The organism is Sulfurimonas sp. ST-27 (assembly GCF_048081595.1).
Classification (GTDB): Bacteria; Campylobacterota; Campylobacteria; order Campylobacterales; family Sulfurimonadaceae; genus Sulfurimonas; species Sulfurimonas hydrogeniphila.
Genome location: NZ_CP182226.1, coordinates 1,798,034 through 1,813,854 on the forward strand (window position 1 = coordinate 1,798,034; position 15,821 = coordinate 1,813,854).

Here is a 15,821-nt window from a genome sequence, read left to right on the forward strand (position 1 = left end):
ATTATCTCTATACTTTAATTGGCATTAAAGTTATCTATTTTTGTAATTTTTATTTTCTAATTTTGCTATAATAAGAATTATGAAAAAAACAACTTTAGAAAAAAAGATAAAAATCTCCAATTATATTATGTATTACATCTATACCAATATAGATACAGATATCAATATGGATGAACTTGCCCAAAACCTGAAAATCAATAAATTTTACATGCATAAAATTTTCAAAGAGATATTCAACCGAAATATATATGAAAGTATAAAATCCATACGCCTGCAAAAAGCTTCCAATCTGCTCTTAACCAACAAATACTCCACAATATCCGAAGTTGCAAACTCCTGTGGATACTCTTCGCAGACTTCTTTTATACGCGCTTTTAAAATCCGCTTTGCCATGACACCCAAAGAGTGGCGAAAAGGGGGCTACAAAAAGTATTCGAGCAAAATCCTCAAGCAGTCTTTAATAGCCACAAAATCAAAGGCACAGTTTCATACCATTACACCTGAAATTGTGAAGATGCCTGAACTTTCAGCATACTACATAAGACACAGGGGATATAACGACAGCATAAAACAGACTTGGCAAAAACTCCAAACATGGGTGTTTAGCAACAATCTCACCAACTACAAAGAGATTGCACTTCTGCATGACAATCCGGCAATTACACCGCTTGACGAGTGCCAATATGTTGCCTGCATCGTCAATGAGGATCCAAATATTACCGTGAATGACAGATTGCCAAACTTTAAAATCTCAGGAGGAGTCTATGCAAAATTTGATCTGCAGGGAGAATCCGGAGACTTTTTGAAATTTATTCATTGGGTATATCACAGCTGGCTGCCGCAAAATGAGTATGAAACCACAACAAAACCCCCTTATGTCGTTTATAAAAAAAACAAGTATTTATCCAAAGACAATAAGTTTGACATCAGTCTTTATTTATCAATCAGTTACTAAGATAGACTCTTGCATTTTTTATCTCTACGGTTCCGGCCAGTTCCGCTTCAAAAATTTTTGTCGGATATTTTTGCAAAGCTTCTTCGTATGTCGGATTACTTTGACAATAGTGCAAAAACTCATCTAAAGCCACTTCTTTACATGTAAACCCTGCAAACTCTGCTACAAAAGCATCCAAATCATAAATTGCTTTTGCTTTTGCTTTTGCAAGTAAATTATTTGTCGCTTCACTCTCTCCTATACGGTGTGGTAAAACATATACCTCTTTTCCCATTTTCAAAGCATACTCAACACTGCGCATTGTTCCTGAGTTAAAATCTGCATAAGTCACTACAAGCACATCTCCCAAAGCAACAACTACTTCATTTCGCAAAGGGAAATGATATTTGCGAGAAGGAGTCCCTTCTTCAAACTGACTGAGTACCAAACCGCTTGTCTCAATATCTGCAATAATATTTTTGTTGATTGCAGGATAGCGCTTGTCAAGTCCTGTTGCTGCAACCATAATGGTGTTTTTTGCACCGGCAGCCTTATGTGCAATGGCATCAACGCCCAAAGCACCGCCGCTTACTATGCAGACACCCTCTAAAGAAAGTTTGTGAGAAAGCCGGTGTGTCAATTCTCTTGCATATTGATTTGGTTTTCTGCTTCCTACAATTGCAATTTTCTTTTTATGCAATAATTCACTGTTTCCTTTGTAAAAAAGTTTCTCCGGATAGTGCTTCATAGCATCAAGTTCGGGTATATGAAAATTTATTTGCTGCATTGCAAAGTCAATATATTTTATTTATCTGCACTAACTCAACATCTTTGAACAAAGCCTTAGATTCAGAGAGTGCCTGCAGTGTATTTTTATGAGGATGGCCTATTGCAATGGCACTGCCATGTGCCTTTGCAACTGCAATAGCTTTTTTTATCTGTTTTAATATATATGGCTTGTCCATGTGATGATCCAAAAAAACATCGCGCGCAACATATTTCAGTCCGAAATTTTTCAGTACTTTTGGTGCCATTGTTTTAGCAGTCGTTCTGCTGTCTATAAAGCGTATATGGTTTGCATTTAGCGCAAAAACCAGTCTGTTCATTGCTATTTCATTTGATGTAAACTTGCTGCCGGTGTGATTGTTAATATAGGCGACTTTTGGAAACAATTTTTTAATATCTTTAATTTTTGCAGAGATTTTTTGCTGAGAATCATGTATGCGGAGAGTATGCGGTTCCTCAGCACTAAAGTGCATTGCTTCCATCGGTAAGTGTACCATATAAAACTTTTCATGTGATGCAAGTTTCGCAGAGTCTGGTCTTGCTGCACGTGGTGGCAAAAATGACATAGTAACATTGAGATGCAAACGTTTTACGGCTCTTACCTGAGATGCGGTCTGCATATCATCTATGATGATAGCCAATTTCGGTTTTGATGTATAAATCTGCACTTTTTTCGGTTTTTGCTTTGGAGGGTTTGCCAGGGTTTCATTATCTATTTCATGTGCTGCGGAAACGTATGTTTTTGTCTCTTTTTTCAGTACCTCCTGCAGTCTTTTGTTTACACTTACAGCTGGTGCCTTTGGAATTGTTTGTACTGACTTGTGCTTTGTTATTGACTTTTCTTTTTTATGCGTTTTTCCATTATTTGCTCCAAAATAATACCCTGTAATTAAAGATATTAAAACAAGGGCTGTCAGTGCTAAAAACCATGCTGTATATTTTAATAAAGAAGAACCGGTTTTTTTCTTCGTTCTTCTTGTTCTTTTTTTTCTTTTTGCCATCTACTCTTCATCTTAAAGTTAAATTTATTGAAACTATATCCTAAAAAAATAAAAATCTTAATTTTATTGCAGTTTGTCATATAGATCTTCGGCAGTGGTATCGAAACGCTCAAGCAGCTTTTCAAGCTCTTTGATATCGAACGCTTCTATACTCTCTTGAAGTTGCAATGCATACTGCTCAAGAGGTTTTATATCATACTCTGCTGCCAGGGTACAAAGTCTTTTGCTAAAATCTTTTGTGTCAGAAAAGCTATGCGTCTGCAGTGCTTTTTTATAAAGAGTCTGTATCTCTTCTTCTATAATTTTTCGTATCTCAGCACTGTTTTGTTTTGCTTTTTCACTGAGTTCAAATACCTCTTTATCTGGCTTATCAGGCATTTCCGCCTCATCAACTGCCAAAAATTTGCTTAATTCCACAAAAAGATCATACTTCAAAACAGGCTTTCGTAAAAAACCGTCAAAATGGGTATCTTTGTACTCCTGCTCATTTTCCATAAGCGAAGCTGTTAATGCAATAACAGGACACTTGGAGATTTTTCGCAATGCAGTTGTCACTTCATAGCCATCCATCTCAGGCATTTTTATATCCATTAAAACCAAGTCCGGCTGCTCTGTTCTACAAAGCGCTATCGCTTCCAAACCGTTTTTTGCCGTTATCACTGTAATTGCAGTGTTTTCAAAAATTTTCACTATCAAATCACGATTACTTTCAATATCATCAACAACCAGTATTTTTGCTTTTTTAAATTTTAAATTTTTTAAATTTTTTATACGAATATCGTCCTGTGCATCATTCTCTGCTATTGATGCTATGCTTACATTATAGAGGTGCACTTTAAAGACAGTCCCTTTTTTCTCTTGGCTCTCTACAGAAATATTGCCTCCCATCATTTCACACAAACGTTTTGATATACTCAGTCCAAGTCCTGTACCGCCGAACTTGCGTGTATCCTGTCCGTCCATCTGCTCAAACTCATTAAAAATTTTCGCCAACTGCTCTTTTGGTATACCGATACCACTGTCCTCGACAGAAATCTCCAGATTTAATTTTGAGAGATGCTGATCAATATCAAATGCTCTTACGCTTAACTTTACAAAACCTTTTTGCGTAAATTTGATTGCATTTCCTATCAGGTTGAGTAAAATTTGGCGTATGCGTACTTCATCAAGTAACAGACTTTTAGGAATGTTGGTGTTTACATGTACTACAAAATCCAAATTTTTCCTCTCCACCTCAACTGCAAAGACAGAACCCACTTCATCAGCCAATGCAAAGAGATTTGTCGGTTTTGTCTCTATAATCAGTTTTCCTGCTTCTATCTTGGAAAGGTCAAGTATGTCATTTATAAGTGTCAAAAGCGTATGACTCGCATTTTTCACTGTTTTTATATGGCTTTTTAACTTTGGATCCTGTATCTTTTCACTGAGTATATCCGAAAAGCCGATAATAGCATTGAGCGGTGTTCTGATTTCATGGCTCATATTTGAAAGAAATTCAGATTTTGCCTTTGTTGCCGCTTCGGCCTTGTCTTTTTCTATTTGCAGCCTGTGCTGTGTTTGCAGAAGTTCTTCCTGTGCTTTTTCTCTTTTTTTAATCTCTAATGCCAGTTTTCTGTTCCAATAGACAAAAACAGCAATGATAAAAACAACACCGGCCAGAAGTTTCCATAAAAGTTTATAATCAAAGCCATGTGCATACTCTACAGCTATCCAGCGTGACTCTATTCTGTGCCTGTCTTCTTCTTTTATTGCGCTGATTACTTTTTCAAAAATAGATGCGAGTGCCGGCAAATCTTTTTTTATACCCACACTGAACGAAAGAGTGTCCTGCAATTGTCCGGATATTTTCAACTGGTTTGGAAATTTTGTCTGCACTTGATAGCCAACACCTATAAGCGTGCCTATATAACCGAACAACTCTCCATTTTGCACCTTTTGCAACCCTTCCGTTATGCTTTTGACATCAATAAAATCTATTTTTGGATATTTTTGTCTGTAGCTTTCGTTAAAAGAGTAGTCTTTTACTATTGCCACCTTTTTACCTTCGAGTTGTTCCATACTGCTGATATAGGTAACATCCGGTCTTGTGGCAATTACCAAAGGAGTATGCAGATACGGCTTTGTAAAGTGCAGATATTTTTCTCTTTGCGGCGTTTTGACAACCAAAGAGAGTATTTCGCACCTCCCGTTTTGTACAAAAAGAAGCGATTCGCTCCATGTTTTTGTCCGGACAACTTTTATGGGAACAGGAATATTTTTTTGAAATTCTTTAAAATATTCGGCACTGATGCCAATATATTTTCCATCTTTGTCAAAAGCTTCAAAAGGCATCCAGTCAGGATCTATACACAGAGTAATCTGTTTGTGCTGTTGTAACCACCTTTGCTCTTTCTCACTCCATTGCAAACTCCGGGAGACTTTTGTATCTGTCTGAGAAGCCTCAAACCATTTATCTGTAATTTTTTGCCGTTCTTTATCACTGATATCCTGTAATGATTTTTCTATTATTGCAAATAATACAGGCTTGTTTTTGTCTATAGCAATAGAAACTTTTGTATCCATTCCCGGAACATTATTTACAATTTTTAAATTTGAAAGATAATCCTGCTTCATTATATAAGAAGCCACTGCAATATTGCCTATGTAGGCATCAACCTTTGAAAAAGAGAGTGCTTTGAGAGACTCTCGGTTTGAGGAGGTAAGGTAAAGATGAATATTCGGATAGTTTTTTTGCAACCATTCATGCAGATACGAGCCCCTGTTTACCGCAACCGTTTTGTTATTCAGTGCATCCATGTTTTTTATATCTTGCCGCGTAGCCTGTGTGACAATAACCAAGGGCATCTCAACATAGGGTGTTGTAAATTTTAAAAATTTTTCTCTTTTTGGTGTCTTTGCCGCACAACTCAGACCGTCAAATTTTCCTGCTTTCATATCGCGCATAACATCAGCCCAAACTTCTGATGTAACAGCAAATGTCAAACCACTTTTTTGGCTTATGAGCTTTAAAAAATCAGCTGCAATCCCTGTATGTCTTCCCTGTTTATCTACAAATTCATACGGAGGCCAACTGTAATCTGCTCCCAAACGAACGACGGGATGCTCTTTTATCCACTCTTTTTCCTGCGAAGAAAATGTAACTCCAAAAAGAGCCGAAGTATAGAAAAATACAAAAAAAAGAAAACTAATCCTGTGCAATTGCAATGAATTCATCAAGATGTTCTTTAAAAATAGCAACCAATTCCGGATCAAAATGATCTCCACTGTGTTCTTGTATATAATTGACTGCATCATCTATACTCCAGGCATCTTTGTAGACCCTTTTATGTGTCAAAGCATCAAACACATCCGCTAAGGCTACAATACGGGCAAATATGTGAATATCTCTGCCCTGAAGCCCGCGAGGATAGCCCGCTCCGTTGTATTTTTCATGATGTTCATAAGCAATTATATCTGCCGCTTTCATCAGTTTTCTGTTTGAGATTTTCAGGTATTTATGGGCAATTTCAGTATGCGTTTTCATCACTTCAAATTCTTCTTTTGTGAGGGAACCTTTTTTGTGCAAAATATTTTCAGGGATACCCATCTTCCCAATATCATGCATAGGACTTGCATGATAAATCACATCAGCATCTCCCTCCGAAACAGCAGGATGATACTGTGCCAAAAGTCTGCTGTACTCCGCCACACGTTTTATGTGTCTGCCTGTCTCATCCGATACAGATTCAACAAGTTCTGTTAAAATAAAAATCATCTCCTTCTGATTCTCTTCAAGTTCACTGTATATACGTTTTTGTTCCTCTTTTAATTTTGTCTGCAAAGACAGGTTGTGAATTTGAAGTATTTTTTTTGCAGTATAAAGTTCAAGATGTGTTTTTGTTCGGGCCAGAAGCTCATTCGCATGAAAAGGCTTTGTAAGATAATCCACCCCACCTACTTCAAATGCTCTGGTCATAGAGTCTATATCTGATTTTGCAGTTAAAAAGACAACAGGAATATCTACGAGTCTTGGATCGTTTTTCATCCGTCGGCATACTTCATATCCGTCTATACCAGGCATCATAATATCAAGCAGTACCAAATCAAAATTATTAAAATCCAGAAGGGCTAAAGCTTCTTCCCCGTTTTTGGCATATGAAAAGTCATATCCCTCTTCTTTGAGAATATTCATCGCTACCTGAATATTTTCTATCACATCATCCACAATCAAAACTTTATAACTCATACTCTCATCATGCCCTTCATACTGTATAATTTAAATTAATCTATTTAAACTAAAAACAAATAAAGAACCACTTAAAAGAAGATAAATATATTCAATTTGCTTTTTTTAAGCAAAACTTATGTATAATTTCGAGTTCCTTTCTCTTTGTAATGTCAGAATTGGCACTATATTCAGATCCGAAAGGGAAACAAAAGCCTAGAATTAGGCAATACCAAGAGGAGATCATACTATATGAGACACTACGAAAACCTAGTAATCGTAAAACCTACTTTTACTGCAGAAGAAATCCAGGCCAGCGTCAAAGCAGTTGAAGAAGTTATTACTTCAAACGGTGGAGAAATTGCAGCGACAAACGCTATGGGAATGAGAAAATTAGCATACCCAATTGAAAAAAACGAACGTGGTTACTACTATGTAATCTACTACTCAGTAGCACCTGCTGCAATCGCTGAAATTGAAAGACGTTTCCGTATCAACGAAGACCTTTTAAGATTTATAACGATCAAATATGATTCAAACCGTGAAATAAAAGCATGGAATGAACTTGTAAAAAAAGCAAACAAAGCACCTGAAGCTCCAAAAGCAGAAGAAGCTCCTGCAGCTGAAGCACAAACAGAAGAAGCTCCAAAAGCAGAAGAAGCAACAGAAGCTCCGGCAACAGAAGCAGCAGCTGAGTAATAGCATTCGCTATAAAATGAAGGAAAACTTATGTTCAATAAAATAATTTTAGTTGGTAACTTGACGCGTGATATCGAACTTAGATATTCTCAAGGGGGAATGGGAATTGCAAAAACTGCAATTGCTACAAGCCGTAAATTCACCAGCAATGGAGAAAAGAAAGAGGAAGTCTGTTTTGTAGATATCACATTCTTCGGAAGAAGTGCAGAAGTTGCAAACCAATACCTCCGCAAAGGAAGTAAAATCCTTGTTGAGGGAAGATTAAACTTTGAACAATGGGTTGACCAAAATGGACAAAAAAGATCGAAACATTCTGTTATTGTAGAAACTATGCAAATGCTTGATTCCAAGGGTGACAACCAAGGCGGCGGTTATAATGCACCGGCACAAAACAGTGGATATAACGCACCTGCGCAGGGAGAACCGCAAGGGTATCAACAGCCGCCTGTGCAACAACAGCAAAGTTACCAGGCACCACAGCAGCAAAACAGTTACAATAACAATCAAGCAGCGTCTCAGAGTCGTGAAATGCCAAGCAGCAGCTCTATTCCTGAAATTGATATAGATGAAGATGAAATTCCGTTTTAGAAAAAAATAGATACAAAGGGTATACCATGTCAGAAAAAAGAAAATACAAAAAAAGATATTGTAAATACTGTGAAGCAAAAGTTGACTTCATGGATTACAAAGAAGTAGCAAGTTTACGTTTTTCATTATCAGAAAGATATAAAATTATGCCACGTCGTTTAACAGGAAACTGTAAACGTCACCAAGATATGATTACAGTAGTAATCAAACGTGCTCGTGCAGCAGCTTTAGTTCCTTATACTGTAAGCCGTAAGCAAGTTGTAACTGCACCATTTGAAAACCTGAAATAGGTTTTCCTGGTGCTTTTGCACCACTTCATCCCTTAAACTTTCCCGACAAACACCACTTAGGAATATTTATTGCTATAGTTTATCTAAAAAAGCAGTCCTATGAAACTAACTTTATTTATTTTACTGATATTCCATAATTTTTTGCTTCATGCAAAAACATCTGATGATTTTGCACTCATTATTCATAAACCTTTTCAGTCAGCTTTGGTTGATATCACCCAAAATTATGACGGAACCTTGAGTGCTCTTGGTTTTACATATGACTTCAAAAAACAAAGTTTACATGCTGACAAAACATATAATGATCCTTTTGCATACCTGCAGAACATTTCAAATAAATACGGTGCCAAAATAGAACTTATTAAAGTGAATGACAAAGCACAAATCATACAGTCGAAAATCATTCCCCTTACACAATTTGCAAAACCGGCCTCCTTTGTAAAAACACCTGCGAATGGATATATTATAGGCGGATACACAATGGGTGGGTCACAACTCTTGGTGTTACTCGACGCTGCTTTGCATCTGAAGCGATCAGTCTCCTTTGGTACTAAAAACAATAATACAATTCATAAACTTGTTAGCTTAAAAGACGGCGGAGTATTAGCAATAGGCACCTCTTTTACTTCCAGATCAACGCAAGACAACATGTTTCAAAGCGGTTTGGGCAATGATGATGTATGCATAAGCAGGTTTGACAAAGATGCACATCTGCTGTGGACTAAAAAATACGGCACACAGTATGATGATCAGGGGATAGATGCTTCAGAAGCCGATGACGGTTCAATAATAGTTCTCAGCACAACACATACAAAAATGAAAACAGCTGTCAACATCTCAAGATTAACCCAAAACGGCGATAATATATGGCTCAAAGAGATTCCGGACAATAGTTTTAATGAACCTGTAAGTTTACTCAGACTCAAAGATCATAATTTTGTCATATCATTAGCCAAAACAGATACCATGCACAAAAAGCAAATACGCCTTGTAAAATTTGATATATATAAAAACATCTTGATTGACAGTGAAATCAGTACAACATACTCAAGCCAAATCAATGATCTCAAGGAGTTCAGTGACGGCACATTAATTGGAGTTGGCTTTGTCCGGGACAGTTTCAATACTGATGGTCTGGCGATGATAATCAGCAAAAATCTGAAACTTTTAAAACAGGAACATTACGGAGGAGAAAATTATGATGTTTTTAACAAAGCTGTCATTTTAGCAAACTCCCAGGTAGGTGTAGCCGGTATACATACAGACAAAAATTCCAATGAAAACAATATGTGGATTCTCAAACTCAACAAAGATGCTACAATTGCCCAGATTGCAAGAAACACACTGGATTTCTACACGCAGCTGCGTCAATTGTTTCAAAAAGAAATAGACACGAAAAAAGTTATCATAAAAAAAGATCTAACTATTGAATTTACTGCTAAAAATCTTTATTTTAAGGCAGGAGAATACAAACTCGGCAAACAGCAAAAAAAGTTTTTTAGAGAATTTTTTACAAAATTAGTAAATTTTTTATATACACACAGAATGCAGGTAAAAACTTTAGAGATCAATGGACATACTTCCAGCGAGTGGAAAAACAGTACCTTTTCAGGGAGATTTTTAAACAATGAAGAGCTCTCTATGAAACGCTCCTATGAAGCGTTCAAGTCGCTTTTCTTGGTACAAAACCCGACAAAGCAAAAATATTTAACGCATATTTTAAAGGGGAGCGGTCTTAACTATAGAAATAGAATTATAACCAATCACACAGAGCATAAAGAAAAATCAAGAAGAGTAAGTTTAAAAATCATTTTAAACAAACACTCTCGTCATTAACCACAGGTCGGGACTTCACCGTCTGCTGCATATTTCCAGACAAAGTCATAAAGGTTTTTCACATCTTTTTCTTTCATTTTCTTAATTTTTTTCACGCCATGAGGACAAATTTTCATCCATTCTTCTTGAAGTTTTCCAGACTCTTTTAAAGAAGCCCAACCTTTACGGTCATGTTTTATCGCAAATACAGCTCCATTTTTCAGTCCGTCTTTCTTACAGATTTTCAGCTTTTTTAAATAAAACCTTTGCCCTTTGCTTGCATCAGCTGTCGCACTTGTTGTAAAAACAGACCCGGCCACTGCAGCAGCCAATAACAATGAAGTCATTTTATTCATTTACTTTCCTTTACATCTTATAACATTGTGATATGTTACTGACATCTTCATAAATTATAGATTAATCTATACTCTAAAACTGAGCCTTGTTTTATCCTGAATTAACTTTTTATAGAGCTTGAATTTTGCTTTTTCCAACTCTTCATCAGTATATGCAAACTCTTTTTTAATTATCCCTTGAGCAATCCCTGCCGTATCCATTGCAAAAAGTTTCAGCTCTTTTTTTGTCAATTTTGCTTTGAGCGCCGCATAAAGTTCTTTGTCATCTTCTATCAGATCTACAGTATCAAGTCTACAAAACTCTGCAAGTTTTTCTCTAAAACTGTTGTCATTATGATATTGTCTCCACACTGTACTCTCTAGCATTGTATTTCCTTTAATATTTGTGTTAAATCTTTTGTTTGTATTATTATATTTGCTTCACGTTTTAAAATCTCTCTTGCGCAAAAAGCAATCCGAGTCCCTGCATGGGCAAACATTGAAAGATCATTTGCACCGTCACCGCAAACCAATGTCTCTTCTTCGCTTACACCCAAAATATTTTGAAGTCTTACCAACATATCGCCTTTTGAGAAGTTAAACATCATATCGCCGCCCACAAGTCCGGTAAGCTTTCCGTTCTTTACATGTAAAGCATTGGAAAAATCAGCATCATATCCTAAAATATCTTTTGCATAGGAAGTCGCCGTTCTAAAACCGCCGCTGAAACAGACAACTTTCATGCCTCTGTTTTTCAATTCTGCTATGGTCTCACGTGCTCCTGGCATATAAGGCAGATTATGTGCTATTTTTTCAACAACTGCATAATCCAGCCCTTTTAACAGCCCTACTCTTTGTTGTAAAGATTCAAAAAAATCAAGTCTTCCGCTCATGGCCTCTTCTGTGATGCGTGCGACCTCTTCGCCTATTCCCAATTCATCCGCAAAAAAATCAATTGTTTCACCGTCCATTAATGTAGAATCAAAGTCAAATACTGCAAGTTTTAGCATAAATTTTCTCTCTTTTGTATATAATATCGCAATTATAGCGAATTAGGATTTTTTTTGTTTGACACACTGATACATAAATTAAAAAACGACAGATATATTACTCTTGAAACTACACCCGGGCATTCGGCAACTTTTACACCGACGATAGACAAAATAGAAACACTCGGGCTTGCAGATTTAGTCGATGGATTTTCCACCACAGACAATCCTTTGGCAAAACTCAAGTACAATGCTCTTTTTGCCGCCAAACTGCTCCAAGAGAGATTTCACAAGCCTGTTATTGCAACGATGAGTATGCGCGACAGAAACAAAATTGCCTTGCAGTCTGATTTGCTCGGGGCAAATGAAGTTGACATCAGAGCCATCCTGGCACTCACAGGAGACCCTGCCACCATCTCTGACCAGCCCAATACAAAAGGTGTTTTTGAAGGTGACAGCTCTTTGCTTCTGGACATCATTGCCGCTTTAAACTCCGGTATGGATTATGCAGCAAAACCTTTTAATGTTGCACCAAAACAGATACACCCCTTTGCAGTTGTCAACTCCTATGCAAAAAACCCAAAAACACTCCAAAAAAAGATGCAAAAGAAAATTAAACATGGAGCAGTAGGTATCATAACACAGCCGGTATATGATGTTGAAAATGCAAAACAGCTTTTGGAACTCAAAGAAAAAGCAAACAAAGAGTGTTGCCGTGAAAATAAAAACGCAGAACTTATTTTAGGAGTTTTTCCTATCACGAAGCTGCGCACTGCACAGTTTTTGTCATCCCATGTACCGGGAATCAACGTCCCTCCCTGCTGGATAGACAAACTCCGAGAGGCAAATACAAAAGGTGCAGAGGAGGAGTATAAAGTGGGATTTGAGCTTAGTAAAAAACTCTTTGAAGAGCTTAAGCAGCTCCATCCTAAGATTCACCTGATGACAGCGAACCAGTTTCAAATAGCCAAAGACATATTAGTATAAGGAATAAAATGATTGATTTAAAACTATTGCAAAAAGATTTTGACGGTATAAGCAAAAAACTGATGCGCAAAGGCGTTGATGCAAAGCTTTTGGAAAAAGTGAAAATAAAATTTGAAGAACTCAAAGAGGCAAAAGCCCACTTTGAAACCCTTCAGGCTGCGCAAAATGCTATGAGCAAAGAGTTCGGTGTATACAAACGTGAAGGCAAAGATGTCTCAGAGCTGAAGAAAAAAGTCGATGAAAATAAAATCCGTATTGCTGATGCTTTGGAAGTGCAACGCCTTCGTCAAGAAGAACTCGAAGCGCTTGCAATGGCTATACCCAATATACCTGATGATGATGTGCCAGACGGCGAAGATGAAGATGACAATGTCGAAATCAAAAAAGTGCTCACACCAAGGGAATTTTCATTTACCCCAAAAGAGCACTGGGAACTGGCAGAACAAAACGGCTGGATAGACTTTGAACGCGGTGTCAAACTGGCAACTTCGCGCTTTTCTGTCAGCTTTGGCATGGGTGCAAGACTGGAACGCGCACTTATAAACTTTATGCTTGACTTTAACCGTGAACGCGGATTTGAAGAGGTCAGCGTTCCTGCACTTGTCAACAGAAAAGCCCTTGAAGGAACAGGACAGCTTCCAAAATTTGAAGATGACTTATACAAAGTAGAGGATCCTGAGCTTTTCCTCATTCCTACAGCCGAGGTTCCTCTTACAAATCTCTATCAGGATGAGATACTCACAACAGAGGAACTGCCAAAAACAATGACTGCCTATACTTCATGTTTTCGAAAAGAAGCCGGAGCTGCAGGACGGGACACAAGAGGCATGATACGCCAGCATCAGTTTCATAAAGTAGAACTTGTAAGCATTTCTACACCGGGTGAAAGCGATATAATTTTTGAGAATATGGTCACATGTGCCTCTGATTTACTCACTGCTTTGGAATTACCGCACAGACTGGTAACTCTGTGTACAGGAGATTTGGGTTTTTCCGCGGCTAAAACAATCGATCTTGAAGTATGGCTGCCCGGGCAAAACAAATACCGTGAAATTTCTTCTGTAAGCAATACAAGAGACTTTCAGGCAAGACGTGCCAAAATCCGTTTTAAAAACGGGAAAAAGAATGAACTCGTACATACCCTCAACGGTTCTTCTCTTGCCGTTGGCCGCACACTTGTAGCCATTATGGAAAACTTTCAAAATGAAGACGGAAGTATAAATATTCCTGAAGTTTTGCATCCTTATCTAGGGATGTAAATACTTTACAAAAAAGAATTGTTCACATTCCTTGCATTTAAATTTTTTTTAAGATATACTTCCAACAAGAAAAGATGATTCTAGTTACATCTTTAGATTGCTTTATATTGATAACTTCTTTGTTTCCAGTACATTCACCTAAAAGAAAAACTTTATATTAGATTTTTATCATCAAAGAAATTTGGTGTACTCAAACAAACAAGGATTTACAATGGCAACATTACAAAATGGAACAGTTAAATGGTTCAACAGCGACAAAGGTTTCGGATTTATCGAAGTAGAAGATGGCGGCAAAGATGTATTTGTACATTATCGTCAAATTAATGACAACGGACACTCTCGTGTTTCACTTGACGAAGGTCAAAAAGTAACTTTTGAAGTCGGTCAGGGTGACAAAGGTCCACAAGCAGAAAACGTTACAGGTCTGTAACATCTTCACAGCGGGCAGTTTATCAAAACTGTCTGCTCTTTTTAACATCCACTTTAGACTCAAATATCGCGGAATAGAGCAGTTCGGTAGCTCGTCGGGCTCATAACCCGAAGGTCGCAAGTTCAAATCTTGCTTCCGCAACCAAATCACAAAAATTACAACACTTATGTAGCCAGTTAATTTTACCAAGGATACGCAGTAGTGAATATAGAAATCATAACAGCAAGAAATGAACATTTACAAGAAAATACCATCTTACATGCTATAGCATCCCTTGGATATACTGCTGAAGTTCATGAATGCCACACCATACAAGACCTACACCAGACAGTACAAAGAAAACCTCACTTGGCTATCCTTACTCTTAACCATATTGTCACTGAAGACGGAGAAAAAATTTGGCTCTGTGAATTTTTCAAAAAAAACAATATCAACTTTACCGGTTCAGATAAAAAAGCTTTGCTCTTTGATGCAGATACAGAACTGGCAAAATCCTATCTTAAAGAAAAAGGTATCAGTACATCAAGATATTTTATTGCCGATGCAGAAAAATATTTGCGTGATTACGACATACCTATTAATTATCCCCTGGTTGTTAAACCTGCCCGTTCCCTGCAATGTCAAGAAGAAAACAAATGTTTTACTGTCAATAGTTTCAGCGAATTTGAAAAAAGCGTTTCTTCTCTTTCTCATAAATATAATGTTCCTGTTTTGATTGAAGAGTATCTCGATGGAGAAGACTATCTTGTATCCATCATAAAAACAAAAGAAGATGCTATGCTGATCTCCTCTGCAAAGGTTTTACGATCAAACAACGGAAATAAAAAAATTCTGGAAAATATTGAAGACCAAACAATCAAAGAGAGTGTTGAAAATCTTGCAATAGATGCCTATATTGATCTTGGTATCAGAGATTTTGGGCAAATCAGTATAAGAACAAACCAAAGCGGTCAGTGTTTTTTTATGCGGACAAATCTCAATCCTGATATTACTGACAAAAACAGCTCCTTTATTGAAACTTTTGCAGCAGGACTTAACCTTGATTATGATGCAATCATTAAGCATATTCTGCAGGAGTGCAGTAAAAGAGATTAATTAAGAACTGCAATTATATTAAAATTATTTATAATTATTAAGTTTCTTTGCAATAAAATAGTAGCATATCCTTTAAGGAGGACGCTATGAAAAAAAGACTCTCAAAATATTTCAACATTTATGTCATCATTGCTTTAATTGGCGGATTTTCCTTTTTATATCTTGTATCTTTTGCCTTTGTTCTCAATGATGTAGCAACAGGATCAAGTTTACAAATGAAAAAAGCAAAAATAGAAAAACAAAGACAAATTTGTCTCAAAGACCCAACACAATGCTAAAAGAGGCGAAAGAGTTTTATTTACTCTTTCGTGTTTGAATAACGCACCACAAATATAAAAAGACTCAGTACTGCAACCATGATACCTACCCCTGCTATCAGATAAAATGCATGTATCATTTGTTCATAATC

Annotated in this window: 17 protein-coding genes and 1 tRNA gene; 11 read left to right on the forward strand and 7 right to left on the reverse strand. The window is 36.9% G+C overall.

Annotated features, from left to right (window positions below; genetic code table 11):
* Positions 1–79 precede the first annotated feature (79 nt).
* Positions 80–955 carry an AraC family transcriptional regulator gene (locus ACM66U_RS09470; RefSeq protein ID WP_151899748.1) on the forward strand — a complete coding sequence of 292 codons (876 nt, stop codon included), beginning with the start codon at positions 80–82 and terminating at the stop codon, positions 953–955.
* Here the strand turns inward: ACM66U_RS09470 and ACM66U_RS09475 are convergent.
* The 4 genes from ACM66U_RS09475 to ACM66U_RS09490 all read right to left on the reverse strand — a co-directional run bounded on the left by ACM66U_RS09475 (position 945) and on the right by ACM66U_RS09490 (position 6,946).
* The gene (locus ACM66U_RS09475) at positions 945–1,721 is read right to left on the reverse strand and encodes a DNA-processing protein DprA (protein ID WP_418640632.1); all 777 of its coding nucleotides are present in this window, start codon (positions 1,719–1,721) and stop codon (positions 945–947) included. The genes ACM66U_RS09470 and ACM66U_RS09475 overlap by 11 nt on opposite strands.
* A gap of 7 nt (positions 1,722–1,728) precedes the next feature.
* Positions 1,729–2,721, reverse strand: coding sequence for a divergent polysaccharide deacetylase family protein (locus tag ACM66U_RS09480; protein ID WP_418640633.1), 993 nt, complete (start codon positions 2,719–2,721; stop codon positions 1,729–1,731).
* Positions 2,722–2,784: 63 nt separating this feature from the next.
* The gene (locus ACM66U_RS09485) at positions 2,785–5,934 is read right to left on the reverse strand and encodes a transporter substrate-binding domain-containing protein (protein WP_418640634.1); all 3,150 of its coding nucleotides are present in this window, start codon (positions 5,932–5,934) and stop codon (positions 2,785–2,787) included.
* The gene (locus tag ACM66U_RS09490; protein WP_151899744.1) at positions 5,906–6,946 is read right to left on the reverse strand and encodes an HD domain-containing phosphohydrolase; all 1,041 of its coding nucleotides are present in this window, start codon (positions 6,944–6,946) and stop codon (positions 5,906–5,908) included. The genes ACM66U_RS09485 and ACM66U_RS09490 overlap by 29 nt, the downstream gene beginning before the upstream one ends.
* Positions 6,947–7,177: 231 nt before the next feature.
* On the opposite strand from ACM66U_RS09490, the gene rpsF reads away from it, so the two are divergent.
* The 4 genes from rpsF to ACM66U_RS09510 all read left to right on the forward strand — a co-directional run bounded on the left by rpsF (position 7,178) and on the right by ACM66U_RS09510 (position 10,338).
* Positions 7,178–7,624 (forward strand): 30S ribosomal protein S6, encoded by a 447-nt coding sequence (rpsF, locus tag ACM66U_RS09495; protein ID WP_151899743.1) that lies wholly within the window; start codon positions 7,178–7,180, stop codon positions 7,622–7,624.
* Between the two features lie 30 nt (positions 7,625–7,654).
* Positions 7,655–8,212 carry a single-stranded DNA-binding protein gene (locus ACM66U_RS09500; protein ID WP_151899742.1) on the forward strand — a complete coding sequence of 186 codons (558 nt, stop codon included), beginning with the start codon at positions 7,655–7,657 and terminating at the stop codon, positions 8,210–8,212.
* Positions 8,213–8,238: 26 nt separating this feature from the next.
* On the forward strand, positions 8,239–8,502 hold the full coding sequence (gene rpsR, locus ACM66U_RS09505; protein ID WP_151899741.1) for a 30S ribosomal protein S18: 264 nt from the start codon (positions 8,239–8,241) through the stop codon (positions 8,500–8,502).
* A 99-nt stretch (positions 8,503–8,601) separates the two neighbouring features.
* A complete protein-coding gene (locus ACM66U_RS09510) occupies positions 8,602–10,338 on the forward strand; it encodes a hypothetical protein (RefSeq protein WP_418640635.1) in 1,737 nt (578 codons plus the stop codon).
* On the opposite strand, the gene ACM66U_RS09515 is transcribed toward ACM66U_RS09510, so the two are convergent.
* The 3 genes from ACM66U_RS09515 to serB all read right to left on the reverse strand — a co-directional run bounded on the left by ACM66U_RS09515 (position 10,335) and on the right by serB (position 11,689).
* Positions 10,335–10,673, reverse strand: a complete 339-nt coding sequence (locus ACM66U_RS09515) for a cytochrome C (RefSeq protein ID WP_418640636.1) — start codon at positions 10,671–10,673, stop codon at positions 10,335–10,337. The genes ACM66U_RS09510 and ACM66U_RS09515 overlap by 4 nt on opposite strands.
* Before the next feature lie 66 nt (positions 10,674–10,739).
* Positions 10,740–11,039: a hypothetical protein gene (locus ACM66U_RS09520; protein ID WP_151899738.1), complete on the reverse strand. Its 300-nt coding sequence runs from the start codon at positions 11,037–11,039 to the stop codon at positions 10,740–10,742.
* Entirely contained in the window at positions 11,033–11,689 is a 657-nt protein-coding gene (gene serB / locus ACM66U_RS09525) for a phosphoserine phosphatase SerB (RefSeq protein ID WP_418641415.1), read from the reverse strand. The genes ACM66U_RS09520 and serB overlap by 7 nt, the downstream gene beginning before the upstream one ends.
* A gap of 27 nt (positions 11,690–11,716) precedes the next feature.
* Here serB and ACM66U_RS09530 point away from each other — a divergent pair, with 27 nt between their 5' ends.
* The 6 genes from ACM66U_RS09530 (at position 11,717) to ACM66U_RS09555 (ending at position 15,690) form a co-directional block, all read left to right on the forward strand.
* Positions 11,717–12,628, forward strand: coding sequence for a methylenetetrahydrofolate reductase (locus ACM66U_RS09530; protein WP_346389848.1), 912 nt, complete (start codon positions 11,717–11,719; stop codon positions 12,626–12,628).
* Positions 12,629–12,636: 8 nt separating this feature from the next.
* Positions 12,637–13,887: a serine--tRNA ligase gene (serS, locus tag ACM66U_RS09535; RefSeq protein ID WP_346389847.1), complete on the forward strand. Its 1,251-nt coding sequence runs from the start codon at positions 12,637–12,639 to the stop codon at positions 13,885–13,887.
* A gap of 211 nt (positions 13,888–14,098) precedes the next feature.
* Complete coding sequence (locus tag ACM66U_RS09540) at positions 14,099–14,317, forward strand: cold-shock protein (RefSeq protein WP_151901482.1); 219 nt, start codon at positions 14,099–14,101, stop codon at positions 14,315–14,317.
* Between the two features lie 67 nt (positions 14,318–14,384).
* Positions 14,385–14,461: transfer RNA gene (locus ACM66U_RS09545), tRNA-Met, on the forward strand.
* Positions 14,462–14,518: 57 nt separating this feature from the next.
* Positions 14,519–15,412 (forward strand): hypothetical protein, encoded by an 894-nt coding sequence (locus ACM66U_RS09550; protein ID WP_418640637.1) that lies wholly within the window; start codon positions 14,519–14,521, stop codon positions 15,410–15,412.
* 86 nt (positions 15,413–15,498) lie between these two features.
* A complete protein-coding gene (locus tag ACM66U_RS09555; RefSeq protein ID WP_151899733.1) occupies positions 15,499–15,690 on the forward strand; it encodes a hypothetical protein in 192 nt (63 codons plus the stop codon).
* The last annotated feature ends 131 nt before the right edge of the window (positions 15,691–15,821 follow it).